Source organism: Novosphingobium terrae (assembly GCF_017163935.1).
GTDB classification, from domain to species: Bacteria; Pseudomonadota; Alphaproteobacteria; order Sphingomonadales; family Sphingomonadaceae; genus Novosphingobium; species Novosphingobium terrae.
Genome location: NZ_JABVZR010000002.1, coordinates 267,749 through 294,502, shown reverse-complemented (window position 1 = coordinate 294,502; position 26,754 = coordinate 267,749). Strand labels below are relative to the sequence as shown.

The following is a 26,754-nucleotide window of genomic DNA, read 5'->3' as shown; positions in this document are numbered from 1 at the left end:
ATGATCTGGCGAGCCCTTATGCTGCTGCCTTGTGCCACCGCTGCGACGGCGCAGGCGGCTCCGCCTGTTTTCCTCGAATTTCTCAATGCGCCACCGGTGGGGCAACCGATCGTCGAAGTGCCCCGGCTGGCGGTCGGTGTCGGCGATGCGCTGCACGCTGCCGTGGTCGATACAGGGTCGACGGGGGTGGTGCTGTCAGCCAGCAGCATTGCGGGGATCGGGGCTCTGCCTTCCCTTGGTCCGGCCAGCCTCACCTATTCGAGTTCGGGGCGGATCATGGTGGGGCGCTGGGTGGTTACGCCGCTGACCATCGCCGGGCGCAACAGCCGCGTGACGACCAGACCCATCCCTGTCCTCGCCGTGGAGAGGATCGACTGCACGCCCCGGGCGCGGCGTTGCGCGCCGGTATCGCATCCGGACAATGTGGCCATGCTGGGGATCGGCTTCGCGCGCGCCTATGACCATCAGCCCGATGGCACGCCGGACCATAATCCGCTGCTGAACCTCGCCGCTGCGGGGCCGCGATCCTATCGCCTGACCCGGCACGGCATCGAGCTGGGCGCGGGGCATGAAGGCTTTGCGCTGGTGCCTCTGGCGCGCGATGCGGAGCATGGCGATTGGGCTGCGGCCGGGGCCTGCATCACGCTTGGAGATGGGGCGCCGTCCTGCGGCAAGCTGCTGGTGGATACGGGGATCACCGGCATGTTCCTGACCCTGCCGCCCGAAAAGCTGCCCGCCGGAGCCGGCGATGCGACCGCATTGCCCGATGGCACGGCGGTCGGGATCGAGATTGCTCCAGCCAGCGCGGGCCACGCCCGGATCGGCTACACCATCCATGCCGGGGATCGCGGCGATGATGCGGTGCCTTCCTCGATCACGCTGGCGGGGATCGGGCGGCGGCCCACCTTCGTCAACACCGGCGTCCATCTGCTGAACCGCTTCGATTACCTGTATGATGCCGATGCCGGGGTGATCGGCTTCAGAGCCGTGGCCATGAAGTGATCGGGGGAGCAGGCCGCTTTTGGTCTTAAATCCCCTGACTGCGCATAAAATCATTCATGCGGATCAGTTCGGCGAAGGATTTGGCGCCCAGCTTCTTCATCAGGCTGGAGCGATGCAGCTTCACCGTGATTTCGGTGATGCCCAGCTCCGCGCCGACCTGCTTGTTGAGCAGCCCCCGGCACACGCCGCCCATCACTTCCTTTTCCCGCGCGGTCAAGCGGTCATAGAGCGATTGGCTGGCGGCCAGATCCTTGCGCGCGCTGCGCCTTGCGCGGTCACGTTCCAAAGCGGCGGCGATGGCATCGAGCAGATCCTGATCGCGACAGGGCTTCGGCAGGAAATCGACGGCGCCCGCCTTCATGGCTTTCACGCTCATCGGAATATCGCCGTGGCCGGTGACGAAGATGGCGGGGATATCGTCGCCTCTCTCGGCCAGCTTTGCCTGGATTTCAAAGCCGCCCATCTGCGGCATGCGGATATCGATCACCAGGCAGCTGGGCACATCGGGCAGCCTGGCCTCCAGCACAGCCTGACCCGAGCCAAAGCACAAGGTGGGCAGGCCGACCGAGCGCAGCAGGCTGGCGCTGGACTCGAGCAGCATCGGATCATCGTCGACGATGATGACCAGGCCGGTCTGGTCATGGGATTTGGTCATAGGCGATACCCCCTGCGCGGGCCTGCTGGCCAATGCGCTGTCTTTGGCCTGCCCGCCTGTATCACGCAAGGCCCTGATCCAGCGTCTGTTCAAGGGTTTGCAGCAGGATCTGCGGGCTGATCGGCTTGGTCAGAAAGGCGATGGCGCCTGCGGAGAGGGCGCGTTGTTGCGCCTCTTGGGTCGGGAAGGCGGTCATGAAAATGATGGGGGTGTGGTGGCCGCGCGCCAGCAGTTCGGTCTGCAGGGCAAGGCCGTTCATCCCGGGCATGTTGAGATCGGTGATCACGCAGGCGATCTCCGCGAGCCCCGCAAAATCCAGCAAGGCCTTGCCGCCGCTGAAGGTCCTCGTCGTCATTCCGGCTGACCTGATCAGGCTGTCCAGTGAGGCGCAGACCAGCGGATTGTCATCGACAAGGGCGATCGGAAGGGATGTGGGCACGCGGTTCTCCCCGGCGATCCTGCAGGCCAGGGTCTGCGGATCACTGTGATTTTCCCCTTGGTGGCGCAATCGGCTGAGAAATATAACTATACCGAGGTTGGGGGCATGGGTATGTGCGACTTATATAGTCGGACTAAATGGCGGTGGTTGGTATCTCGGATCGAGGGGCTGTAGAGGGCCGAGCCGGGCGCCAATTTTTCGCAACGCCACAAAAAACAATGAAATTCTCTCGGAGCCTTCCCCGCAAGAGGTCTTGCCATCGCGCGAGGCAGAGGCCGATTGAGAGGGTTGACCCCCGTGGCTCAGCTTCTATACCTCTACAAATAATCATGAATTTCACCATGGCGATCGGGCCATCAGGGGCAGACGCCTGAAATCAGGCTGCAATCTCCGGCCAGCGATCCATGGTCATAAGATCCTTGCGGAGCGGATAGAGATGCCAGCCCCCCGGCACGCCTTGCCCACCAGCAGCGATGCGCTTTATCGCAAGATCCTGCTGCGGATCATGCCGCTGCTGCTGCTCTGCTACATCGTGGCCTATATCGACCGGGTGAACATCAGCCTCGCCAAGCTGCAGATGCTGGGCGAGCTGGGGCTCTCGGATACGGTGTTCGGCCTTGGCGCCGGGATCTTCTTCATCGGCTATTTCCTGTGCGAGGTGCCCAGCAACCTCATCCTTCACAAGGTCGGCGCGCGTTTCTGGATCGCCCGTATCATGGTCAGCTGGGGCGTGGTGGCGGCCATGCTGGCGGCGATTGCCCCCATAGCCCATCTCTTCGGCCCGCATCAGGAGCAATGGGTCTTCCTCGCCCTGCGCTTCCTGCTGGGCGCTGCCGAAGCCGGATTTTTCCCCGGGCTGATCCTCTATTTCAACTACTGGCTGCCGCCGGAGCGGCAGGGCCGCGTCTTCTCCATCCTGATGGCGGCCCAGCCGATCTCCTTTGTGATCGGCCTGCCGCTCTCCGGCTGGCTGCTGGGCGCGCTGGATGGCGCGCTGGGTCTGGCCGGCTGGCGCTGGATGATCGTGATCGAGGCGGCGCCGGCCCTTGTGCTGGGCCTCGTGGTGGCCCGGACGCTGGTGGATGGTCCTCGTCAGGCCTCATGGCTGACCTCCGCAGACGTGGAGACCGTGGTGCAGGCCGTCGAAAAGCGCGAAACCGCTCAGACCGATCTGCCGCTGGGAGAGGTCGCCCGCCTGCCGGTGCTGTGGGCGATGATGGCGATCTGGTTCCTGATGGTGATCGGCGTCTATGGCATCAACTTCTGGCTGCCCACACTGGTTCATGCCAGCGGGGTGCAGGGCAGTCTGGCCATCGGGCTCTATTCGGCGGTGCCCTATGTCGGCTGCGCTGTGGGCATGGTGACGGCCTCGGCCTATGCCGAGCGTGCAGGGTGCAAGCAGGCGATGATGGTCGGTATGTCGATTGTCGGCGGGCTGGCGCTGGTGGCCGCCGCCCATTGGGGCGCGGGCCATCTGCTGATCACGCTGCTGACCATGACCATCGCCATGGTCGGCGCCATGACCGCTTCCGCCCTTTTCTGGAGCCTGCCGGGCGAGCGCCTGTCCGGGCGGGCGGTGGCCGCTGCCGTGGCGGCGATCAATTCGCTGGGCAACATCGGCGGCTTTGCGGGGCCCTCCATTCTGGGCTTTGCACGGGATCGCTTCGGATCGGATGAGATCGGTCTGGCCACCCTTGGCCTGTGCCTTGTGGCGGCAGGCGGTCTGGTGCTGCTGGTCTTCCGCAACCGGGGGGGCACGCCCTCAACCCTGACGAACAGCCTGCCGGAAGGAGCCTCATCATGATTGTCAATCGACGCACCACGCTGGGCCTGCTGGGCGCCGCCGCATGCCTGCCTTCCGCGGCGCTGGCGCAGGGCGCGATGGGCAGGCCGCAGCCGCGCAGCGTGATCACCGATCCGCCGCGCGCCTGGGGGCCGGGTGCCGATCCGGTGATCTATCCCGATCCGGACATCATCGTCCTTGATCCCGCCTTCAACGACCTGCTGCTGGGCATCACGCAGATCCGCCGCATCTGGGACAAGGGCCTCTGGCTGGAAGGGCCCGCATGGTCCTCGCAAGGCCAGTATCTGGTCTTCAGCGATGTGCAGGCCGACAAGCAGTATCGCTACATCTGGGAGACGGGTGAGGTGACCACCTTCCGCTCCCCCTCGTTCAATTCCAACGGCAATGCCTTCGATGCGCAGGGGCGGCAGATCACCTGCGAGGATCTGTTCCGCCGGATCGTGCGGCATGAGCATGACGGCACCGTCACCGTGCTGGCTGACAGTTTCGAGGGCAAACCGCTCAACTCGCCCAATGACATCGCCGTTCATGCCGATGGCAGCGTCTGGTTCACCGATCCGGCCTATGGCGACACGCTGTCGGAAGGCCATCCCGATTTCGCGGGCGGGCAGACCAATCCGGCAGGGCGGATCAACCCCCGGATCGGTTCAGAGCTGGCGGGCATGGTCGGTGGTCGCGCGCGCGGGCCGGGCCATTGCTACCGGGTGGATGCGGATGGCTCGATCAGCAAGGTGATCGACGAGAAGGACTTGCCCGACCCCAATGGCATCGCCTTTTCGCCCGATTTCAGGACGCTCTATGTGGCCAGCACCGGCAAGGCGCCGGGGGACAACCATGCGGGCGGCAAATCGGTGATCTATGCCTTCGATGTGAACGGCAGGACCGTCAGCCGGCAGCGGCTGTTCAGCGATATGGTGGTCGATGGCGTGAAATGCAGCCCGGACGGGTTTCGCGCCGATGTGAACGGCAATCTGTGGTGCGGGGTGAACGGGCCGCTGGGCTATGGCGGTGTGCAGGTGCTGTCGCCCGCAGGGAAGCTGATCGGGCGCATCCGCCTGCCGCAACTCTGCGCCAACCTCACCTTTGCGGGCCCCAAGCGCAACATGCTGATGATGTGCTGCGGGCAGTCGCTCTATGCGCTGCAGGTGCAGACGCAGGGCGCCGCGCCAGGCTGAGCCCTGCCGGTCGGGGCATCCGTTTCAAGCATTGGTGGATGTGAGGCCGGGGCTGCTTCCCGCGGTGGCCTGTCGCGCCGCCGCTTTCCGTCCTTGAATTTTCCCATTGACGCAAATGTTCAAGCAGATCGGCGCGGATATCCGAGCGGGCCCGGCGATTGGCGCGCAAGCTGCCTCTCACGGATAACGCAGACCATCTCGCAGAGGATCTGAACATGGCAACCACCGCTTCTCTCGACGTTACAGTTGCGCCTTTTTTCGGCGGCCAGCTGGCTGAGGCCGACCCCGTTGTCGATGCCGCGATCAACGCCGAACTGGGCCGCCAGCGTGACAAGCTGGAGCTGATCGCTTCGGAAAACATCGTCTCGACCGCCGTGCTTCAGGCGCAGGGCTCGGTGCTGACCAACAAGTACGCCGAGGGCTATCCGGGCAAGCGCTATTACGGTGGCTGCGAGCATGTCGATGTCACCGAACAGCTCGCCATTGACCGCGCCTGCCGCCTGTTCGGTGCGCAATTCGCCAATGTTCAGCCGCATTCGGGCGCTCAGGCCAATATGGCGGTGCAGTACGCCCTGCTTCAGCCCGGCGACACGCTGCTGGGCATGAGCCTTGCCCATGGCGGCCACCTCACCCATGGGGCCGCGCCCACCTTCTCGGGCAAGTGGCTCAACGCCGTGCAGTATGGCGTGCGTGAGGACGATCAGCGCATCGATTACGATGCCGTCGCCGCGCTGGCTCAGGAGTACCACCCCAAGCTGATCATCGCGGGCGGTTCGGCCTATCCGCGCCAGATCGACTTCAAGCGCTTCCGTGAGATCGCGGATTCGGTCGATGCCAAGCTGATGGTCGATATGGCGCATTTCTCGGGTCTGGTGGCCGGTGGCCAGCATCCCAACCCGATCGAACACGCCCATGTCGTCACCTCCACCACGCACAAGACGCTGCGTGGTCCGCGTGGCGGCCTGATCCTCACCAATGACGAGGCGCTGGCGAAGAAGTTCAACTCGGCGATCTTCCCCGGCATTCAGGGTGGCCCGCTTGAACATGTGATCGCCGCCAAGGCCGTGGCCTTCGGCGAGGCGCTGCGCCCCGATTTCGCCGATTACGCCCGCCGCGTGATCGAGAACGCCAAGACCCTGGCCGCCGTGCTGGAGCGCAATGGCTACAAGATCGTCTCGGGCGGCACCGATACCCATGTCGTGCTGGTCGATCTGCGCCCCAAGGGCCTGACCGGCAAGCTGGCCGAGCATGTCCTCGATGAGGCGGGCATCACCTGCAACAAGAACGGCATCCCCTTCGATCCGGAGAAACCTTTCGTGACATCTGGCATTCGTCTGGGTTCGGGCGCGCTCACCACGCGCGGCTTCGATGCGGCGGCTTTCGAGGAAGTCGGCCAGCTGATCAACCGCATCCTCGATGCCGCCTCGCAGGGCGAGGTGCCCGATGCGCTGATCCGCGAGGTCCGCTCCGAGGTGGTTGCCCTGTGCGCCCGCTATCCGATCTACGACACCGCGCGCGGCTGATCCCTTTTACGAAAGTACGCTCCCATGCAGCGCTTTTCCGCACTTTCCCTTCTGCGCCACGGGCTTGGCCGCCATCAGGGGTGGAAACCCCAGTGGCGCAATGCCCAGCCCAAGCCCGGCTATGACGCCATCATCGTCGGTGGCGGCGGGCATGGCCTTGGCGCGGCCTATTACCTCGCCAAGGTCCATGGCATCACCAATGTGGCGGTGCTGGAAAAGGGCTGGATCGGGGGCGGCAACACCGGCCGCAACACCACCATCATCCGCTCCAACTATCTCTTCGACGAGAGCGCGGCGCTCTACGATCACGCGCTTCAGCTCTGGGAAGGGCTGAGCCAGGAGCTGAACTACAATGTGATGTTCTCGCAGCGCGGCGTGATGATGCTGGCGCATAACATCCATGACATTCAGGTGTTCAAGCGCCACGTCCATGCCAACCGCATCAATGGCGTCGACAATGAATGGCTGACCCCCGAGCAGGCGCAGGAGTTCTGCCCCTCGCTCAACATCGATCCCAATGTGCGCTATCCGGTGCTGGGCGCGGCGCTTCAGCGTCGCGGCGGCACGGCGCGCCATGACGCGGTGGCCTGGGGCTATGCCCGCGCCGCCGATGCGCTGGGCGTGGACATCATCGAGAATTGCGAAGTCACCGGCATCCGCCGCGACGCCAATGGCGCCGTGCTGGGCGTGGAGACCACGCGCGGCTTTATCGGTTCGCGCAAGGTCGGCGTTTCGGCGGCGGGCCATACCAGCGTGGTGATGGGCATGGCCGATGTACGCCTGCCGCTTGAAAGCTATCCGCTTCAGGCGCTGGTGTCCGAACCCGTCAAGCCGATCTTCCCCTGTGTGGTGATGTCCAACACCATCCACGCCTATATGAGCCAGTCCGACAAGGGCGAGCTGGTGATCGGCGCGGGCACGGATATCTACACCAGCTACACCCAGCGCGGCGGCCTGCACATCGCCACTCATACGCTGGAAGCGATCTGCGAGCTGTTCCCGCAGTTCCGCCGCATGCGGATGCTGCGCAACTGGGGCGGCATCGTGGACGTGACGCCCGACCGCTCGCCGATCATCGCCAAGACGCCGGTCAAGGGGCTCTATGTCAATTGCGGCTGGGGCACGGGCGGCTTCAAGGCCACGCCGGGCGCCGCGCATCTCTTCGCGCATACCATCGCGAAGGACGAGCCGCATCCGATCAACGCTCCCTACACGATCGAGCGTTTCCGCGATGGATTCATGATCGACGAAGCCGCCGCCGCGGCCGTCGCCCACTAAAGAGGCGCATCATGCTCATCATCAACTGCCCCTATTGCGGGGAACGCCCGGAACTGGAATTCGCCTATGGTGGCCAGGCCCATATCGACCGCCCGGTGCAGCCCGCCGACCTCAATGACGAGGACTGGACCGGCTATCTCTACCTGCGCGAGAACACCAAGGGCGTGCATGCCGAGCGCTGGCGCCATCTCCACGGCTGTGCCCGCTTCTTCAACGCCCTGCGCGACACGCGCACCGACCATTTCCTCGCCACCTACAAGGTGGGCGAGAAGGCTCCCGAGGTGACACGGTCATGAGCAAGCACTTCCGCATCAAGGGCCACGGTCGCATCGACCGCTCGCGCCTTCTCACCTTCACCTTCGACGGCAAGAGCTACACCGGCCACCAAGGCGATACGCTTGCCTCGGCGCTGCTGGCCAATGGTGTGCATCTGGTGGGCCGCTCGTTCAAGTACCACCGCCCGCGCGGCATTCTGGGCATTGGCGCCGATGAGCCCAATGCGCTGGTCGGCATCCGCCGCGACGCCGCGCGCTACACGCCCAATCTGCTGGCCACGCAGGTGGAGCTGTATGAGGGGCTGAACGCGGTCAGCCAGAACCGCAACCCCAGCCTCGAAAACGACCGGATGGAGGTGAACGACAAATTCCTTAGCCGCTTCATCCCGGCGGGCTTCTACTACAAGACCTTCATGTGGCCCAAAAGCGCCTGGGACAAATGGTATGAGCCGCGCATCCGGGAGGCCGCCGGTCTGGGCATCGCCCCCAGCCAGCCCGATCCCGATGTCTACACCCAGCGTTATGCCCATTGCGACGTGCTGGTGATCGGCGCGGGCCCGGCGGGTCTGGCCGCCGCGAAGGAAGCCGCCGCCACCGGCGCGCGCGTGATCCTGGCCGATGACCGCCCGGTGATGGGTGGCTCGCTGCTGGCCGCCGCCGACACGAATATCAGTGGTCAGGGCATCAGCGGCGACGGCGAAAACTGGTTCTCGGCAGGCGCATGGCGCAATGAGGTGCTGGAGTTCCTGAAGGCCCAGCCCAACGTCACCCTGCTGCCGCGCACCATCGCTTTTGGCTATTATCCGCACAACTGGATCGGCCTGTGCGAAAAGCTGACCGATCATCTGGCCGTGCTGGCCAAGGGTGCCCCGCGTGAACGTCTGTGGCAGGTGCGCGCCGCGCAGGTGGTGATTGCCACCGGCGCCATCGAGCGCCCGCTGGTCTTCCCCGAAAACGACCGCCCCGGCATCATGCTGGCCGATGCCGCGCGCAGCTATCTGCAGGAATATGGCGTGGCCGTGGGCCAGAAGGTGGCTGTCGTCACCGCGCATGACAGCGGTTATCGCGCGGCGCATGAGCTGAAGGCCGCCGGTGTAGAGATCGCCGTGATCGCCGATATTCGTGGCCGTTCGGTGGTGTCGGATCGCGCCGTGCAGGCTGGTCTGAATGTGCTGACCGATGCGAAGATCGAGGGCACTTCGGGCAAGCTGCGCGTCTCGTCCATCACCGTCACGGCGGAAGGCTTCCGCAGCAATTTCGCCTGCGACGTGGTGCTGATGGCGGGCGGCTTCACCCCCAGCGTGCATCTCTTCTCGCAGTCGCGCGGCAAGCTGGTGTGGGATAACAAGCTTCAGGCCTATCTGCCCGGCGAATCCGCCGAGGCTGAACGCTCTGCCGGTGCCTCGCGCGGTCGCTTTGCTCTGGCCGAGGCTCTGGCCGATGGTGTGGATGCTGGGCGCGAGGCTGCTCAGGCTGCCGGTTTCACCCCCGCCGGACCTGCCGCCTATCCACAGGTTACGCTCAAGCATGCCATCGGTTCTGGTGGCTATCTGGGCGCGGCGCCGACCTCCGCCGATCTCAGCAAGGCCAAGGCCTTTGTCGACTGGCAGAACGACGTCACCGCCAAGGACATCGTGCTGGCCACGCGTGAGGGCTTCCTCTCCATCGAGCATGTGAAGCGCTACACCACCACCGGCATGGCGACCGATCAGGGCAAGCTCTCCAACATCAACGCGCTGGGCATCGTGTCCGAAGCGACGGGGCGCTCCATTCCGCAGATCGGCCTCACCACCTTCCGCACGCCCTATACGCCGATCACCTTCGGCACGCTGGCGGGCCATGCGCGCGGCATGCTGTTCGATCCGGCGCGCGTCACGGCCATCAACGACTGGGCGGTCGGGCAGGGCGCGGCCTTCGAGGATGTGGGCAACTGGAAGCGCGCGCATTACTTCCCCAAAAGGGGCGAGGATCTGCACGCCGCCGTCAACCGCGAATGCGTCGGCGTGCGCAAGAGCGTGGGCATCTTCGACGCCTCCACGCTGGGCAAGATCGAGATCGTCGGGCCCGATGCCGCCGAGTTCATGAACCGCTTCTTCGTCAACGCCTGGACCAAGCTGGGCGTGGGCAAATGCCGCTATGGCGTGCTGCTGCGCGAAGACGGCTTTGTCATGGACGATGGCGTGGTGGGCCGCGTGGCCAAGGACCGCTTCCACGTCACCACCACGACGGGCGGCGCGGCGCGCGTGCTCAACATGATGGAGGATTACCTCCAGACCGAATGGGGCGAGCTGAAGGTCTGGCTGACCTCCACCACCGAGCAATGGTCGGTGATCGCGGTGCAGGGCCCCAAGGCCCGCGAGGTGATCGCGCCGCTGATCGAGGATCTCGACATCTCGGCCGAAGCCTTCCCGCATATGAGCATCGGCGACGGCAAGATCTGCGGCGTGCCGCTGCGCCTGATGCGCGTCAGCTTCACCGGCGAGCTGGGCTTCGAGGTCAATGTGCCCGCTGGCTATGGCCGCCAAGTCTGGGAAGCGATCTGGGAGCGCGGCAAGGCCTTCGACATGGTGCCCTATGGCACCGAGACGATGCACGTGTTGCGCGCCGAAAAGGGCTACATCATCGTCGGTCAGGAGACGGACGGCACGGTCACGCCCGATGACGCGGGCCTGAGCTGGGCCATCGGCAAGGCCAAGCCTGATTTCGTGGGCAAGCGATCCTTGCAGCGCCCGGCGCTCACCTCGCCGGACCGCAAGCAGCTGGTCGGCCTGATCTCCAGCGACGGGCGCACCGTGCTGGAGGAGGGCGCGCAGATCGTCGATCCTGCGGCGCCCAAGGTGCCGATCGGCCATGTCACCTCATCCTATTACAGCGCGGTGCTGGGCAAGCCCATTGCTCTGGCGCTGGTGCGCGGCGGGCGCGGGCGGCTGGGCGAAAGCCTCTATGTGCCGATGCCCGAGGGCGTGCTTGGGGTGCAGGTTGCGCCCACTGTTTTCTTCGATCCGGAAGGTGCCCGCGTCAATGTCTGAGCTGACTCTTGTTTCGCCTGCCGCCTCCGTCAAGGAGGCGAGCAGCGCCGCTGTCGCCTCGCCCTTCACGGGCAAGAGCAAGACCATCGCGCCGCTGGGCCATTTCGGGCGCGCCGTGCTGCGCGTCTCGGATGACCTTATCGACACGGTGAGCGAGCGCCTTGGCATCACCCTGCCGCGCGAGGCCAACCGCTCCGCCACGCAGGATGATCTGAGCGCGCTCTGGCTGGGGCCTGACGAATGGCTGCTGATCTCCAGCGAGCCGCATGATGGCTGGGCCAGCTCGGTTCAGGAGAAGCTGGGTGATGCTTTGGTCGCGCTGGTCGATGTCAGCCATCGTCAGGTTGCGCTGGGGCTGGACAGCCCGCATGTCGAGGATCTGCTGGCCAGCGGCTGCGCGCTCGATCTGCGTGAGAGCGCCTTCCCGGTCGGTGCCTGCACCCGCACCATGTATGACAAGGCCGAGGTGGTGCTGTGGCGCACTGGCGCTCACAGCTTCCATATCGAGGTCTGGCGGTCCTTCGCGCGCTATGTTGAAGGGCTGCTGCGCATCGCTGAGGAAGAGGGCTGATCCATGCTGGGGGTGAGAGATCTGTTCCGCGTCGGCATCGGGCCGTCCTCGTCCCATACGGTGGGGCCGATGAAGGCGGGGCACAGCTTTGCCCAGGCGTTGAAGGGGCTCTCTTTCAGCAAGGTGCAATGCGATCTGCTCGGCTCGCTGGCCTGGACGGGGACGGGGCATGTCACCGACAAGGCGGTGGTCCTCGGCCTTGCCGGTTTCCTGCCCGACACCATCGAGCCCGAGCAGATCGACACCGTGGTGGAGGCGGCGCGCGAAACCAGGCGGCTGCGGATCGGGGGGAGGGAGATCACCTTCGACCCTGACAGCGACATCTACTTCGACCGTGGCAGCGAAACCCCGGTCCACCCCAACACCCTGCGCTTCCGGGCGCTGGACGATGAGGGCGGCGAGGTGCTGGCCCAGCGCTGGTGCTCGATCGGCGGCGGCTTCATCGTGCCCGAGGATATGGTGGGCGATGCCGCGCTGGAGGATGAGGCGCAGCCGCCTTTCCCCTTCCGCACCGGCGTCGAACTGCTGGAAATCTGCGAGCAGAACGGCCTGACCATCCCCGAGGTGATGCGCGCCAATGAGCATGCCAAGACCTCTCCGGCGGAGCTGGACGATTATCTCGACCGGGTGATCGCGGTGATGATGAACTGCATCGACCGGGGTATGAGCACCGATGGCATCCTGCCCGGGCGCCTGAAAGTGCCGCGCCGCGCGATGAAGCTGCGTCAGAAGCTGGATGGCGACCGCTTTCGCAACCGGCAGGCCCCGCACAACATCATGGACCACATCAGCCTCTTCGCCATTGCGGTGAATGAGGAGAATGCGGCAGGCGGCAAGGTGGTGACCGCGCCCACCAATGGTGCTGCGGGCGTGGTGCCGGCGGTGCTGCGCTATTATCGCGATTTCTGGCCCGATGCGAACCGGGCGGGCATGCATGATTTCCTGCTGGCCGCCAGCGCCATCGGCGTGCTGACCAAGCTGAATGCCTCGATTTCGGGGGCGGAAGTGGGCTGTCAGGGCGAGGTCGGCACGGCCAGCGCCATGGCGGCGGCAGGCATGGCCATCGCCATGGGCGCCAGCAACCAGCAGGCCGAAAATGCCGCCGAAATCGCCATGGAGCATCACCTCGGCATGACCTGCGACCCCATCGCCGGGCTGGTGCAGGTGCCCTGCATCGAGCGCAATGCCTTCGGCGCGGTCAAGGCGATCAATGCTGCCTCGCTGTCGCTGCGGGGCGATGGCAAGCATATCGTCTCGCTCGATCAGGTGATCGAAACCATGATGCGCACCGGCAGCGACATGCATGCCAAATACAAGGAAACCTCTCAGGGTGGCCTTGCCGTGAATTTCCCCGAATGTTGATGGAACTGACGATGACGGAAGACGAAATCTATCGCGACTTCGAACAGCGCGGCGTGGCTGTCGAAAAGCTGGAACATCCGGCGGTCTTCACCGTCGAGGAAAGCGCGGCGATCCATGAGGCGCTGCCCGGCGCCCATACCAAGAACCTGTTCCTGAAAGACAAGAGCGGCCATTTCTGGCTGATCGTGCTGCCCAGCGAACGCCGCGCCGATCTGAAGGCCTTTGCGCAGGTGCTTGGAGCGGGTAAGTTCTCCTTCGGCAAGGCCGACGACATGGAGCGCCTGCTGGGCGTAACGCCGGGCGCGGTGACGCCGCTGGCCGTGGTCAATGCGGCGCCGGAAAGCGTGAGCCTTGTTTTCGACGAAAGCTTCAGGGATGCGGAGCGGATCGCCGTCCATCCGTTGCGCAACACGGCGACCATCGCCGTGCCCTTCTACGATCTGATCGCCTTTCTGGGCGAGAAAGGTCACGCATCACGGATCGTGAGCCTGCCTGAACCGGTGGTGGTCTGACAGGCCCGCGTTTGCCTGACGGGCCCGGGGGCGGGCAGCGTCAGGTGCCGGAGCGGGGGCTTCCGGTCTCCGCTCCGGCTTGAAGTCGGGATTGAAGAAGGTTTGAAGGAGAGAATGCGAGGGCCATCGCCCTCGCGCTCCCTTTTGCGTCTGCCTTGCGCTTCGGGTTCGGCCTTGGAGCAAGGTCGCCGCGCCGCAGGCAGTGTTTCCAAGGCGGTGCTATCGGATTTCAAGCCTGCGGCGCCTTAACCAGCGCAGGTCGAGAGTTTAGGCACACCATTCGGGCACCACTGCCCTTGCGTCGGAAGACGGAATGGGAGCGCGAGGGGGTAACCCCCTCGCATTTTCTTTTTAAAATCTCACCCGTAAACCCGCTGCCCCGCCAGTTCTCCCACGGCCACCTGAGGCTGGTCGCGACGATGAGCCGTGGGCGGCACGCCGTGGCGCAGCTTGTAAATGCGCGAAAAATGGGCGCAGTCGGCAAAGCCGGCCTCTTGCGCAATGGCGGTGATCGAGCGTGTGGTGGTGGCCAGCAGCCATGAGGCGTAGCGCAGGCGAATGTCGCGATAGACGGCGGCGGGGCCATTGCCGACAGCATCGTGAAACAGCCGCTCCAGCTGGCGCTTGGACATGTTGAGCTGCGCCGAAAGCGCCTCGATCGAGACGGGATCGGCCATGTTCTGCTCCATCAGCAGCATGGCACGGGCGATCTTGCCCTTGGCGGCTTCAGCGACGATGGGCGGGTGCGGCTGGCTCTCATTGCCCCGGCGTGATCGGTCGAACATCAGCACCTGGCTGGCCTTTTGCGCGGCGGAGCGGCCCAAGTGGGCCTCGATCAGATGGGCCGCCAGATCGGCAGTGCCGGCGCCGCCCGCGCAGGTGATGCGCTTGCCGTCGGCCATGAAGAGGCGGTCGGCCACGGCCATATGATCGGGGAATTCCTCAATGAAATCCTGATGGTGATACCAGCTGACGCAGCAGCGTCGCCCGCGCATCAGGCCAAGGCGGCACAGGATGAAGGTGCCGGTGCAGAGCCCGACCAGTGTGACGCCCGCCTGAGCGCCGCGCAGCACGAAGCTGGCCGCTTCATCGCCGATGGGGTTTTCGGTGCGCAGCAGGCCGCCCACCACCACGATATAGTCATAATGCGTGGGATCGCCGAAACCTGCCGTGGCGCTAACATCCAGCCCGCAGCTGGAGCGGATGCTGCGCTGCCCGGCTGACAGCACCGACCAGCGGGCATTGCGCTGGCGGCTGCCGTCGCCTTCGTCCGCGGCGAGGCGGATATGATCGATAAAGAGGGAAAAGGCTGAAAGCGTGAAGTTTTCCGCCAGCACGATCGCCACATTGAGGCTGGCGCCTCCTGCCATTTTGCCTTGTGTCATGCTGCGCCTCCTTGCGTGCAGCAAGGTGGCAGCATGGTTGCAAGTGTTATCAAGGGGGCTGTGCCTGTCTGCATGGTCGATCCTGCCTTTTCCCAAAAGCAGGCCCCTCCATCGAGAAAGGACGGGACCTGCTTTCAGAAGATTTGCGACAGGAGAGGTACAAGGAAAATGCGCGGAAATAGGTCTGAATGTTTGGACCTGAACATCGGCATTTTGCACCTGTTACGATGCAATCGGCTGAGCGCATGATCCTTGATGAAGCCGAATCACAATCGGCAAAACACAGGAGCGGTGCCATGAGCCATGCGGATCAGGATTCCCGATAGCAGATCGACCCAGAGGCTGCCGACAGGCGGCTGATATCGAAGCTCTCTCTGGCGGGGCCGCCATAGGGTCCCGCATTCCATGACGTAGAAGCGTGCCGGCCTGACCTGTCTGGTCAGGAGGGAATGCTGCGCGTCCAGACATCATCGATCGGAGGTTTATGTCCGTGATCGAAACATCCCATCCACCGGGCGCCGGGTCTCAGTTAAGTACCGGTTTCAAGCAGCGCCATGTCTCGATGATCTCGATTGCGGGGATCATCGGGGCGGGGCTGTTCGTCGCCTCGGGCCATGCCATTGCCAGTGCTGGCCCCGCCACGATCCTCGCCTATGCCTCGACCGGCGTGCTGGTCATCCTGATCATGCGGATGCTGGGGGAAATGGCCGTCGCCTCGCCTGACACCGGCTCTTTCTCGACCTATGCCGAACGCGCGATCGCGCCTTGGGCGGGCTTCACCATCGGCTGGCTCTACTGGTGGTTCTGGGTGCTGCTGATCCCATGGGAAGCGCTGGCGGGCGGTGCCATTCTCAATTCCTATTTCCCTGACGTGCCGGTGTGGCAATTCGCCTTCGGCATGACCGCGCTGCTCACCCTCACCAATCTGCTGAGCGTGGGCAAATATGGCGAGTTCGAATTCTGGTTCGCCATGATCAAGGTCATTGCGATCCTGGCTTTCATTGCTTTCGGCTTCTGCGCGCTCACCGGGCTGCTGCCCTTCCATGCTGCAGGCGTGGTGGTGCTGACGGTGCAGCATGGCGGCTTTATGCCCAATGGCTTTGGCGCGGTTGTGGGCGCGCTGCTGACGACCATGTTCAGCTTCATCGGCACCGAGGCGGTGACCATCGCGGCGGCGGAATCCGCCAATCCCGAAAAGCAGATCGCCAAGGCCACGCGGTCGGTGATCTGGCGGATCTGCATCTTCTATCTGGGGTCGATCTTCATCGTCATTTCGGTGGTGCCCTGGAACGATCCGCTGCTGCCCAGCCATGGCGCCTATCAGCGCACGCTGGAGGTGCTGGGCATCGGCAATGCCAAGCTGCTGATCGATGCGGTGATCGTGGCCTCGGTGGCCAGCTGCCTCAATTCGGCGATCTACATCTCATCGCGCATGCTGTTTTCGCTGGCCCATCGCGGAGACGCTCCACGCTTTGTGGGCCGCACTTCCGGCGGCGGTGTGCCGCGCGGCGCGGTGATGGCCAGCACGCTGGTGGGTCTGGCCACCACGGCGATCAACTTTCTGGCGCCCGCTTCGGTCTTCAACTTCCTGATCTCGACTTCGGGCGCGATTGCCCTGCTGGTCTATCTGGTGATTGCGGTCAGCCAGTTGCGCGGGCGACGGGACTTGCTGCGCCGGGGCGGCCCCATTGTCTGCCGCATGTGGCTTTACCCCTATCTCACCTGGGCGACGATCCTGTTCATCTGCGGCGCGCTCACCACCATGGCCTTCCTGCCCGAGCATCGTGGGGAAATCGTCGCCACCGGCACCCTGACCCTGGCGATCATCATCATCGGCATGGTCCGGCAGAACCGCAACATCGACCCCACCCCCGAAGCTGTACCCGCAGCTTAGGAGACTTCGCTGAGCGCCTCCAGATAGGCGTTCAGCACCTTGTCGCGATGCGCCACCTCGCGGGTGACGGCGGAGAAATTCCGGATGAAACCGAAGGCCTGAGGCAACAGGCGGCGCATCGCGCCTTTCTCCTGCCAGCGCTCTGCATAATTGACCGGCAGATAGCCGATGAAATGCCCCGTCATGATCAGGAAGGCCACACCTTCCGTATCGCCGACCCGCGCCGCCAGCTCATGTCGGCGATAGGTTGCGGCGATCCGCTCGGGCAGCGAATAGCTCAGCCCCACGCAGTCCATCCGCTCGATCTCGTCACGCGACAGCTCTGCGTCGGGCCGGTCGAAAGCGGGATGGCGCTGACCGCAATAGAGGCCGGAGGGTTCATCATAAAGATGGATGTATTCAAGGCCTTCTGTCTTCTGCTCCTGCGGAATCACGCCGACATCGATGCCGCCGTTGAGGATCGCCTTCTCGATCTCATTGGCGGGCAGGGTGGTGATGTCGATCTGCACCTGAGGCGCTGCCGTGCGAAACACCCGCAGCGAATTGACGATGTTCATTTCGGGAATGCAGATCAGATTGTCGGTGATGCCCAGCCGCAGCCGCCCGCGCGGAGAGCTGTGCAATTCGGCAATGCTGCTCTGAAAGGCCTCAAGCTGGGCGAAGAGCTGCAACGTCTGCTCATGCACGCTGGCGCCTGCCTCGGTCAGCGCAAAGCCCGCACGGCCGCGATGGCACAGGCGCAGCCCCACGCGCTGTTCCAGATCGGCGATGCTGGTGCTGACCACCGAGCGGGTGACGTTCAGCTCCACCGCCGCCGCCGCGAAACCTTCCGCGGCAACCACCGCGCGAAAGACGCGCAGCAAGCGAATGTCGAAATCGGTGATGTTGCCAACAAGGTGGATCTTGGTCTTGGGCAAGCTTGGCACTCCCTGTCCCGACGTGGCCCCGGTTTGGCTGTTTCCAATGTAAACATTGCCAAATCAGAACTTTACGTCATTCGCTCCATATCCCATCATCATCAACAGGACCAACCAGATTTGGCCAACATTGGAGAGGACATATGGCATATCTTGTCCAGACCACGAACCATGCTGCCTTCTTGCTGAATACGTCGCAATTCGGCGTTGATCGCAATGCGAAAAAGAAGCGTCCTCAAGGCAATCCTGTCGGGCCTGAAGGGCTTGATGTCTTGCTGCAGGCTCTGGCCGGTCGCTTCTGATCCGGGCCTTGCAGGGAGACCCGGGTGTCATGCGCCCAAGTCTCCCTGTATCACCGCTCCTCTTAGCGCTTGAGCGAAGCTGCCGCCTCAAGGCTGAGCGACTTCGTTTCGGGCGCCAGCACAAGGGAGACCAGCAGCCCCAGAAAGGTGATCGCTGCTGCCGCCAGCATCGTGGGACCGATGCCGATCAGCTCCAGCGCCACCGGCACCAGCCATGTGCCCGCCGAAGAGCTGAGCGCCGCCAGAGACGCCCCGAAGCCCACGGCAGCAGGGCGGATTTCGGTGGGGAACAGCTCGTTGGGATAGACGATTTCCAGCACCTGCGCACCGCCGATAAACAGCGCATAGATGCCGAACAGCAGCAGCACGACCCAGCCCGGCGCATGGGGAAACAGGCCAAGCCCCAGCAGGCCAAAGCCGGAAAACAGGAAGCTGCCGATGATCATGGTGCGGCGCCCGATGATGTTGATCAGCCCCGTGGCGATCACGCAGCCCAGCGCCAGCAGCAAGGTGATGGCGATCGAGCCGTAAGAGGCCATGTCTCCGGTGAGATGCAGCGCGGAAAACAGGCGCGGCACAAAAGCATAGAGCGCGAACATCGGCACCACCGCACAGGCCCAGAACACCACCACGAACAGGATGCGCGGCCCGTAACCGGCGCGGATCGCATCGAGGAAGCGCATGGCTCTGGCGGGCGAATGCTCACCCAGATTGTCCAGCGAGAAGGCCGGGCCATAGACCTTCTTGATGATGCGATCGGCCTCATCACGGCGGCCCTTGCTCAGCAGCCAGCGCGGCGATTCCGGTGCATCCAGACGCAGCAGCAGCATGGTGGCGGCGATCAGCGCCGGGCTCGCCATGATGTGGCGCCAGGCCCCCGGGCCCCAACTGCTCAGCACCGACGTGCCCACGATATAGGCCAGAGCCGCCCCCGCAAACCACATCACCGTCAGCAGAGAGAGGCGCGAACCACGGCTCTTTTGCGGGATGAATTCGGTCAGCAGCGAACCGGCAGAGGTGTATTCGATGCCCACGGCCAGGCCCGAGAACACCCGCAGCACCGCCATCACCGCGCTGCTCTGCACCCAATACATGGACAGCGAGACCGCAAGGATGATCAGCGGCCCCAGCGCATAGGGGCGGCGGCGCCCGAAGCGCCCGGTCAGCGCGCCGCCGACAAAGCCGCCGAAGAACACGCCCAGCAGCTCCATGGCGGCGACCATGCCCTGTTCATTGCCGCTCAGATGCAGCTGCGCGGCGATGGGGATGGTCGCCACGCCGATCACGCTGACGATATAGCCGACCATCGACCAGCCGATGCAGGCGCTCAGGGTCAGATGCTGGTGGAAGCGGTTGACCGCCACATCCTCGATCCTGACCGGTGTTGCGGGTGATGTCATGAGGTATCCTTATCTGTGAAACGCGCGGAAATGGCCAGCCTCAGGGCAAAGCGACGGTCTGGGTGGCGACGTCTTTCTCCCGCAGCCAGGCTTCCAGCGCGACAAAGGGCAGGGCAATCGTGGCGGTGTTGCGCAAGGGATGGACGGCGATGCGCTGCGCCGTGCGGAAGGCGGCATCGAACACGAGGTTGATCTGGCCCTCGGGTGCATTCGCCGCCGCCAGCGGGGTGACGGCGCCGGGCTGCACGCCCAGCAGGCGCTCCATATCCTCCGGCTTGCCAAAAGAGAATTTGCCCGCGCCGAGCAGCGCCGCAAAGGCCTTGAGATCGGCGCGCTTGTCATGTGGCAGGGTGATCAGCCAGAAGGCGCCCTGCTTGTCCTTGAGGAACAGGTTTTTGGTATGGGCAGCAGGCAGCGCGGCATGGATCCCGGCGCTGTCCTCCACGGTATGGACCGGTTCATGCTCCAGATTTTCGAAGACGATGCTGCGATCTTCGAACTCTGTATAGATGCTGTCTTCCGTCATCCTGTTCCTCATGGTCAAATCATCGTCGGCGGGTCAGAAATAATAGCCGAAGACGCACAGCACCGAGACTTTAGTGCGATTATCTCCGCCCATGGCCGCGCCTTGCGAGAATTGTCCCGCACCGATGTTGGGATCGTTCTGTCCGATCAGCGCTTCGGTCCAGACGCGGATGCGCTGATGCGCCTTGTCGGTCCAATAGGCGCCGACATTGACGCGGGTGGTGTCCTTGAAGCCCGCCGCATCCTTCAGGAAGCGGGCATAGTTGGCGTAAAGATCCAGCTTCATCGGGAACTTGCCCGTATCGATGTTGCGGCCCACCTCGCCGAAAACCAGCGTGCCATGAGCGGCGATGTTGTAGGCGCCGTCATAATCGCCGACCGAGACCACCTCGCGGTTGCCCGGGTTGCGGTCCCAGATGTCCTGACGGGCCACGCGGGCTGCGGCATGCCATGCCCCCTGCGTCCCCTTCAGGCTGAGCGCGAAGCTGTGCCGGGCGCCATCCTGACGCGTGTCGAAATTGTGGATCTGGGAAATCCAGGCCGAAGCGGTCAGGGTCAGGCTGCTGCTCGGGGTGGAGATCAGCTTGTAGCGGATGTTGCCGATGGCCATGTTGCGCTCGGCATTGCTGGAGCCATCGGCCAGCGAGGGATCACCCTTGACGATGTTCACCGAATAACGCGAACTGTCGGCGCTGATGCCGAAAGCGGCGGGCGCGGGGGCGGGGAAAAAGCCACCGGCAAAGCTCAGGCGCTTGCCTGCGTGAGCGAAGGTGGCACCGACATTGTAGGTTTCTTCCATGCCATAGACGAAGCCAAGGCTGTTGAGAAAGGATGATCCGAAGAACTGGTCGTCGAAGGGCACCGGCTGCAGGCCGAAAGCCACCTTGTTCTTCGCGTCCAGCTTCACGCCGGCATAGGCATAGACCGGAAAACTGATTTCTCCGGGGTAATTCGTGTAGCCAGAGGCTTTGCCATACATGAAATTGCCGCCGTAAAAGCGGTACTGCGCCGAGGCGAAGAATTTCGAGGAATCGTAATCCGCGCTCAGGATCACCGTGTCGAAGGACAGATGGCTGGAGGTCTTGCGCGCTCCCGCGCCATTGGCGTCGTTGAAGCGCAGATCGTAGCGGCCACGGATCGCGCCGCCCAGCTTCAGCTTGCCCGCGCTGTCCACCGGCGTATCGGCGGCGGCAACCTTGGCCGCAGCCGGACTGGCGGGCGGCGGCGAGAAGCGCGAGGGTTCACCGGTGTTCTGGATCGGCGGCGCTGCGGGCAGCGGCGCGGGATCGGCCATCACCGTGGCGGCGGTGGTGGTGTCAGCCGTGACATCGGCGGCAGTCGCGGGTGAGGCGAGCGCGGTGGCAGCGGCAAGCGTAACAGTGGCAATCATGGTCATACCCTCCCCAAGGTGTGTTCTATCGTTCGGCTTGCCCCCGTTTTCGGGCAAAGCTTCCCCGTGCCCCGCAGCGCGGGGTTTTGGCCGTCATGGCCGGTTTGCAGTGGTGGCCCCCCGCCGCCCCCTTGACAGAGGCCGGGCGACGGGAGGCCGGGTGTTACACCGAGGCGTCGATCCAGATGGTCTTGATCTCGGTGTACTGGTCATGCGCCCATTGCGACTTGTCGCGCCCGCCGAAGCCGGACTGCTTGTAGCCGCCGAAGGGCGTTGTGATGTCGCCTTCGCCAAAGCAGTTGATCGTCACCACACCGGCGCGGATCTCGCGCGAGAGGCGCAGCGCGTGCTTTAGGCTGCCGGTGTAGGCCGAGGCGGCCAGACCGTAGATGGTGTCATTGGCCAGCGCGATGGCCTCGTCCAGCGTCTCGAAGGTGGTAACGGCCAGCAGGGGCCCGAAGACCTCCTCCTGGAACAGGCGGTCGGTGGGCTTCACGCCATCGACGATGGTCGCTTCGACGAACACGCCGTCCTGCGTGCCGCCGCCCACGCGCAAGGCAGCCTTGTCGGCCTCGTCGAGGAAGGTCTTCACCTTCTCGAAATGCGCCTTGCTGACCATGGCGCCAAGACGATGCTCGGGGTCCATCGGATCGCCCAACTTCCAGTCTTTCAGCTTCTCGACCACGCGGTCGATCAGCGCATCCTTCACGCTGGCATGCACGATCAGGCGCGAGGAGGCCGAGCAATTCTCGCCCATGTTCCAGAAGGCACCGGCGGCGATATGTTCGGCCACGGCGTCCAGATCCTCGACATCGTCCATCACCACGGCGGGGTTCTTGCCGCCCAGCTCCAGCACGATGCGCTTGAGGTTCGATTCCGCCGCATAGCTCAGGAACTTGCGCCCCGTCGCGGTCGAGCCGGTGAAGCTGACCATCGCGATGTCCTCATGGCGACCGATGGGCTCGCCCACCTCGCGACCGCTGCCGGGCACGATGTTGAACACGCCAGCGGGAATGCCCGCTTCCTGCGCCAGCTTCGCGACATACAGCGCCGTCAGCGTGGTTTCCGCCGCAGGCTTGACCACGATGGAGCAGCCCGACGCCAGCGAGGGGCCGATCTTCCACGCCAGCATCAGCAGCGGGAAGTTCCAGGGCAGTACCAGACCGACCACGCCGATGGGCTCACGCACCACCAGAGCGACGGCATTGTTGCCGACCGGCGCGGTGCTGTCATACACCTTGTCGATCAGTTCGGCGTGCCAGCGGATGGTGTGGATCGTCTCGGGCACGTCCACCGTCTCGCATTCGGCGACCGGCTTGCCGCTGTCGAGCGCTTCCAGCACGGAAAGCTGGTGGCTGTGTTCTTCCAGCAGATCGGCGAAGCGCAGCAGGATATGCTTGCGCTCCGAGGGGGCCAGCTTCCACCAACGGCCATCCTCGAAGGCGGCCTTGGCGGCGGCGACGGCGGCGTCCACGTCGCGGCTATCACCAGCGGCAATGTGGCCCAGCGAGGCGCCGGTGGCGGGGTTGGTCGTCTCGAAGGTCTTGCCGGAAATGGCGTCGCGGAAGGCGCCATCGATGAAGGCCTGACGCGGCGTGTCGAGATCCGCCGCGATGGCGGCGTATTCGGCCTTGGAAAGCAGCTCAGCCAAGGACCTTCTCCTTGGTGGCTTCGGCCACTTCGGCCTTGAGCGCGGTGATCACGGCGCCCAGCTCGGCCTTTTCGTCAGTGTTCAGCGGCTGCAGGGGCGCGCGCACGCCGCCGGTCTGCAAGCCGATGAATTCGCTGCCTGCCTTGATCGACTGGACGAACTTGCCGTTCTCAAGGAAGTCCATCAGCGGCAGCATGGCCGACATGATCTTGCGGCCCTTGGCGAAATCGCCCTCAACCACGCAGGCCTGATAGAGCGCGACATGCTCGGCAGGGGTGAAGTTCGAACCGGCGCAGACCCAGCTGGTGGCGCCCCATGCGAAGAACTCCAGCGCCTGATCGTCCCAGCCGCAGGAGACGGCGATTTCGGGATAATCGCGCGACAGGCGGTGCAGGCGGATCGGATCGCCCGAACTTTCCTTGATCGACTGGATGTTCTTGTTGCCCTTGATCGCGGCAAAGAAGTCATCGCCCATGCTCACGCCCATGCGGGCGGGGTAGTTGTAGAGCATGATCGGCAGATCGGCGGCGGCATCGACGGCCAGCACATGCGCGGCGATCTCGGCCTCGGTGGGCAGGGCGTAGGGCGGGGTGGTGACGAGGATGGCGTCGGCGCCGATTTCCTTGGCGTGGCGGGCGAAGTCCACGGCGTCCTCGGTGCGGATGGCGCCCGTGCCCACGATCAGCGGCAGGCGGGTGCCGATCACCTTGCGGGCGCGCTCGGCCAGTTCCTTACGCTCCTGCGCGGTCTGGGCGTAATATTCGCCGGTCGAGCCGCCGATGATGATGCCATGCACGCCGCTGGCGATCAGATGCTCCAGCACCGCGTCGAAAGCGGGCCAGTCGATCTGGTTGTCTGCGGTCAGCGGCGTGATCGCCGGGGTGTAAATGCCTTCGAACTTCATGGGACGTCTCCGTTGAAAGGGGGATCAGGTACGGTTTGGGAGGGCTGAGGCTTCGGCCAGATTGAGCGCGCGGGTCTCGGGCGCCAGCGCCAGCGAGACGATCAGGCCGACCAGCGTCACGCCCGCCGCGATGTACATGGTGATGCCGATGCCGTAGCGGTCGAGCGAGATGGGCACGAGCCACGTCCCCGCCGCCGCGCCGATGCGCGAGAAGCTGGTGCCGAAGCCCACGGCCACGGCGCGGATCTCGGTGGGGAAGATCTCGTTGGGATAGACCAGCTGCAGCACCTGCGCGCCGCCGATGAAGACCGCATAGCTGCCGAACAGGATCAGGATCATCAGCGGCGAGGCATCAGCCGCATAGCCCAGCCCCAGCAGCGCCAGACCCGACCACAGGAAGCTGTGGATCACCATCGGGCGGCGGCCCATGCCGTTAATGAGGCCGGTGGCGATGACGCAGCCCACCACGAAGAGCAGGGTGATGGCGATGGAGCCGAAAGCGGCCATCTCGCCATGCAGATTCATCGCTTCGAGCACCTTGGGCGCAAAGGCATAGACCGCGAAGACCGGGATCACCGAGCAGGTCCAGAACAGCGAGACGAAGGCCAGACGGCTGCCGTAACCGGCCTTCAGCAGGCCCCAGAGCGAGATGTTCGAACGCTCGGGCTCGGCGGCCAGATCGGCGATGGAGTGCTGCGGGCCGAAGACCTGCTTGATGATGCGGTCGGCAGCTTCGCGGCGGCCCTTGCTGATCAGCCAGCGCGGCGATTCAGGGGTGCCCAGACGCAGCACGAAAAGGATCAGCCCAAAGATCGCGGTGCTGGCCAGCGCCAGACGCCATGCCTCGGGCCCGCCGAATTGCAGGATCGCATTGCCCATGATGTAGGCGCAGGCGGCGCCCGCGAACCACAGGATGGTCAGCGTGGCGAGGCGAGGCCCACGCGCCGTCTTGGGCAGGAATTCGACCAGCAGCGCTGTGGCCACCGGATATTCGATGCCGACCGCCACGCCGAGCATGAAGCGGCAGGCGAACAGCTGCCAACCAGCGGTGATCGCCAGCTGGACGATGGAGAAGGCCATGAAGAGGACCGGCCCCACGAAGAACACGCGCTTGCGCCCGAAATGGTCCGTCAGCCAGCCGCCGACCATGCCGCCGCAGAAGATGCCGATCAGCGCGGAGGCGGCGATCAGCCCCTGCCACAGGCTGCTCACATGCAAGGCATCAGCCATCTGCACCATGACGACGCCGATGATGCTGAGCACATAGCCGTCCACAAAGGAGCCGCCGCCAGAGCGCACGGTCAGCCTTTTGTGGAAGCGGTTGAGCGGAATGTCTTCGAGGGTTTGGCCCTTCATAAGCATGGTTATTCTCCCGTTTTCTTGTGGTTTTTCAGCGTTCCAGACCGGCGCGATACTGACCCCAGGCAAAGCTGGCGTTCACACCGATGTCGAGGAAAGGGCGCGGCGGATTGCGGTTGGGCCCCGGTGAGGCGAGCAGGAAGTCGATCACCTCGTTGCGCTCGCCCGCCAGCCAGTCGGCCAGCAGCAGGCCGGTCGCGGTGCCGCGCGTGACGCCAAGGCCGTTGCAGCCCATCGCGCCGTAGACATTGTCGGCCAGCTGCCCGAACTGCGACTGGTGGTTGCGGGCCATGGCCAGCGCGCCGCCCCAGGTGTAGTCGAACTCGACATCGGGCAGCATCGGGAAGCGGCGGTCGTAGGAAATGCGATGCTGCTTGCGGAATTTGTCGAGATAATGCGGATTGGCCTTGCCATTGGCGATGAAGGCAAAGCTGTTGCGCACCAGCAGGCGGTTGTCGGCGGTGCGGCGCAGGGTGGTGCCCATCGGGTCGGCGGGGATCAGGCCCCAGAAGTCCTTGCCGCCAAGGCGGGCCTGTTCGTCCGCCGTCAGCACGCGGGTCAGGCTGCCGTAGGTGAAGGTGGGCACGAAGCTGTTCTTCAGGAAACCGAAGGCCATGCCGAAAGCATTGGTGGTCAGCAGCAGCTTGTCGGCCACGATGCGGCCCTTGGCGTGGGTCAGCGTGACCTTCTGGCCGTAATCGACGCCGGTGATCGGCGTGCCCTCATAAAGCGTGACATTGGCGGGCAGTGTCTCGGCCAGCCCCTTCACCAGCGCGGAGGGCTGGATCAGCGCCGTGCCGGGGGTGAAGAGCGCCTTGCGGTAGAAATGGGTGCCGATGTGATCGGGCAGATCCTTGCCCTCGATCACCTCATAGGGCTGGCCCAGCTTGTCGAGGCCGCCGCGATAGGCGTCGAGAATGGCGATGCCGCGATCCTCGATGGCGCCCTGATACTTGCCCGAGGCGCGCATCTGGCAGTCGATGCCATGCTGCGCCACCACCTCTTTCAGATGGTTCTGGCCGGTCATGTTCAGCTTGAGGACCAGCTTGGCGGTGTCGATATCGCCGATGTAATCGGGCGCGCCAATGTCATGCGGCAGATCGATGGCGAAACCGGCGTTGCGGCCCGAGGGGCCGAAGCCGACCTCTTGCGCCTCGATCAGCAGGATCTCGTCGGCGGGGAAGCGTTCGGCCAGCCGCCGCGCCGCCGCCAGACCAGTGAAACCCGCGCCCACGATGACCCAGCGCGCATGGCTTTCGCCCTGATGCGGCGCTTTGGGGTTGCGCTTGGGGCTGAGGTGATACCAGCCGCAGCCTGTGTCGTCGGCGGGCAGATCTTTGACGCTATGCATGGCAGAAACTCATGGCTTGAACGATTATGGAGCGCGCGCGTCGACACCCTC

At 64.4% G+C, this 26,754-nt stretch carries 23 protein-coding genes; 12 read left to right on the top strand and 11 right to left on the bottom strand.

Translation table 11 applies throughout. The features are described 5' to 3' along the window. Nucleotides 1-18 precede the first annotated feature (18 nt). Nucleotides 19-1,002 carry a hypothetical protein gene (locus tag HGK27_RS19910; RefSeq protein WP_206244586.1) on the top strand — a complete coding sequence of 328 codons (984 nt, stop codon included), beginning with the start codon at nt 19-21 and terminating at the stop codon, nt 1,000-1,002. Between the two features lie 25 nt (nt 1,003-1,027). On the opposite strand, the gene HGK27_RS19905 is transcribed toward HGK27_RS19910, so the two are convergent. Next, nucleotides 1,028-1,657, bottom strand: a complete 630-nt coding sequence (locus tag HGK27_RS19905; protein ID WP_206244585.1) for a response regulator transcription factor — start codon at nt 1,655-1,657, stop codon at nt 1,028-1,030. A 61-nt stretch (nt 1,658-1,718) separates the two neighbouring features. Beyond that, a complete protein-coding gene (locus tag HGK27_RS19900) occupies nt 1,719-2,096 on the bottom strand; it encodes a response regulator transcription factor (RefSeq protein WP_206244584.1) in 378 nt (125 codons plus the stop codon). Between the two features lie 436 nt (nt 2,097-2,532). Between HGK27_RS19900 and HGK27_RS19895 the strand changes: the two genes are divergently transcribed. The 9 genes from HGK27_RS19895 to HGK27_RS19855 all read left to right on the top strand — a co-directional run bounded on the left by HGK27_RS19895 (nt 2,533) and on the right by HGK27_RS19855 (nt 13,625). After that, the gene (locus tag HGK27_RS19895; RefSeq protein WP_206244583.1) at nt 2,533-3,900 is read left to right on the top strand and encodes an MFS transporter; all 1,368 of its coding nucleotides are present in this window, start codon (nt 2,533-2,535) and stop codon (nt 3,898-3,900) included. Beyond that, entirely contained in the window at nt 3,897-5,075 is a 1,179-nt protein-coding gene (locus HGK27_RS19890; protein ID WP_206244582.1) for an SMP-30/gluconolactonase/LRE family protein, read from the top strand. The genes HGK27_RS19895 and HGK27_RS19890 overlap by 4 nt, the downstream gene beginning before the upstream one ends. Nucleotides 5,076-5,290: 215 nt before the next feature. Then, nucleotides 5,291-6,598, top strand: a complete 1,308-nt coding sequence (gene glyA / locus HGK27_RS19885) for a serine hydroxymethyltransferase (protein WP_241127656.1) — start codon at nt 5,291-5,293, stop codon at nt 6,596-6,598. A gap of 24 nt (nt 6,599-6,622) precedes the next feature. Beyond that, nucleotides 6,623-7,876: a sarcosine oxidase subunit beta family protein gene (locus HGK27_RS19880; protein ID WP_068093503.1), complete on the top strand. Its 1,254-nt coding sequence runs from the start codon at nt 6,623-6,625 to the stop codon at nt 7,874-7,876. A gap of 11 nt (nt 7,877-7,887) precedes the next feature. After that, nucleotides 7,888-8,172 (top strand): sarcosine oxidase subunit delta, encoded by a 285-nt coding sequence (locus HGK27_RS19875; protein WP_206244581.1) that lies wholly within the window; start codon nt 7,888-7,890, stop codon nt 8,170-8,172. Then, a complete protein-coding gene (locus HGK27_RS19870; protein ID WP_206244580.1) occupies nt 8,169-11,180 on the top strand; it encodes a sarcosine oxidase subunit alpha family protein in 3,012 nt (1,003 codons plus the stop codon). Before HGK27_RS19875 ends, HGK27_RS19870 begins: the two co-directional genes overlap by 4 nt. After that, a complete protein-coding gene (locus HGK27_RS19865) occupies nt 11,173-11,751 on the top strand; it encodes a sarcosine oxidase subunit gamma (protein WP_206244579.1) in 579 nt (192 codons plus the stop codon). The genes HGK27_RS19870 and HGK27_RS19865 overlap by 8 nt, the downstream gene beginning before the upstream one ends. A gap of 3 nt (nt 11,752-11,754) precedes the next feature. Beyond that, a complete protein-coding gene (locus HGK27_RS19860; RefSeq protein ID WP_206244578.1) occupies nt 11,755-13,113 on the top strand; it encodes an L-serine ammonia-lyase in 1,359 nt (452 codons plus the stop codon). An 11-nt stretch (nt 13,114-13,124) separates the two neighbouring features. Beyond that, entirely contained in the window at nt 13,125-13,625 is a 501-nt protein-coding gene (locus HGK27_RS19855; protein ID WP_206244577.1) for a prolyl-tRNA synthetase associated domain-containing protein, read from the top strand. Nucleotides 13,626-13,984: 359 nt separating this feature from the next. Here the strand turns inward: HGK27_RS19855 and HGK27_RS19850 are convergent, their stop codons facing one another. Next, the gene (locus HGK27_RS19850; protein WP_206244576.1) at nt 13,985-15,010 is read right to left on the bottom strand and encodes a GlxA family transcriptional regulator; all 1,026 of its coding nucleotides are present in this window, start codon (nt 15,008-15,010) and stop codon (nt 13,985-13,987) included. A 484-nt stretch (nt 15,011-15,494) separates the two neighbouring features. Between HGK27_RS19850 and HGK27_RS19845 the strand changes: the two genes are divergently transcribed. Continuing rightward, complete coding sequence (locus HGK27_RS19845) at nt 15,495-16,904, top strand: amino acid permease (RefSeq protein ID WP_206244575.1); 1,410 nt, start codon at nt 15,495-15,497, stop codon at nt 16,902-16,904. Here HGK27_RS19845 and HGK27_RS19840 read toward each other — a convergent pair. Next, nucleotides 16,901-17,821, bottom strand: a complete 921-nt coding sequence (locus tag HGK27_RS19840) for a LysR family transcriptional regulator (protein ID WP_206244574.1) — start codon at nt 17,819-17,821, stop codon at nt 16,901-16,903. The genes HGK27_RS19845 and HGK27_RS19840 overlap by 4 nt on opposite strands. Before the next feature lie 143 nt (nt 17,822-17,964). Between HGK27_RS19840 and HGK27_RS19835 the strand changes: the two genes are divergently transcribed. Further along, nucleotides 17,965-18,123, top strand: a complete 159-nt coding sequence (locus HGK27_RS19835) for a hypothetical protein (RefSeq protein ID WP_206244573.1) — start codon at nt 17,965-17,967, stop codon at nt 18,121-18,123. Nucleotides 18,124-18,185: 62 nt separating this feature from the next. Here the strand turns inward: HGK27_RS19835 and HGK27_RS19830 are convergent, their stop codons facing one another. From HGK27_RS19830 to HGK27_RS19800, 7 genes are all read right to left on the bottom strand, one after another. Then, nucleotides 18,186-19,523: an MFS transporter gene (locus HGK27_RS19830; protein WP_206244572.1), complete on the bottom strand. Its 1,338-nt coding sequence runs from the start codon at nt 19,521-19,523 to the stop codon at nt 18,186-18,188. Nucleotides 19,524-19,563: 40 nt separating this feature from the next. Further along, nucleotides 19,564-20,049 carry a prolyl-tRNA synthetase associated domain-containing protein gene (locus HGK27_RS19825; protein WP_206244571.1) on the bottom strand — a complete coding sequence of 162 codons (486 nt, stop codon included), beginning with the start codon at nt 20,047-20,049 and terminating at the stop codon, nt 19,564-19,566. Nucleotides 20,050-20,082: 33 nt separating this feature from the next. Next, entirely contained in the window at nt 20,083-21,438 is a 1,356-nt protein-coding gene (locus HGK27_RS19820) for a hypothetical protein (RefSeq protein WP_206244570.1), read from the bottom strand. 163 nt (nt 21,439-21,601) lie between these two features. Continuing rightward, nucleotides 21,602-23,089, bottom strand: a complete 1,488-nt coding sequence (locus HGK27_RS19815; RefSeq protein WP_206244569.1) for an aldehyde dehydrogenase — start codon at nt 23,087-23,089, stop codon at nt 21,602-21,604. Beyond that, nucleotides 23,082-23,993 (bottom strand): dihydrodipicolinate synthase family protein, encoded by a 912-nt coding sequence (locus tag HGK27_RS19810; RefSeq protein WP_206244568.1) that lies wholly within the window; start codon nt 23,991-23,993, stop codon nt 23,082-23,084. The genes HGK27_RS19815 and HGK27_RS19810 overlap by 8 nt, the downstream gene beginning before the upstream one ends. 24 nt (nt 23,994-24,017) lie before the next feature. After that, nucleotides 24,018-25,355, bottom strand: a complete 1,338-nt coding sequence (locus tag HGK27_RS19805; RefSeq protein WP_206244567.1) for an MFS transporter — start codon at nt 25,353-25,355, stop codon at nt 24,018-24,020. A gap of 28 nt (nt 25,356-25,383) precedes the next feature. Beyond that, the gene (locus tag HGK27_RS19800; RefSeq protein WP_206244566.1) at nt 25,384-26,703 is read right to left on the bottom strand and encodes an NAD(P)/FAD-dependent oxidoreductase; all 1,320 of its coding nucleotides are present in this window, start codon (nt 26,701-26,703) and stop codon (nt 25,384-25,386) included. Between the last annotated feature and the right edge of the window lie 51 nt (nt 26,704-26,754).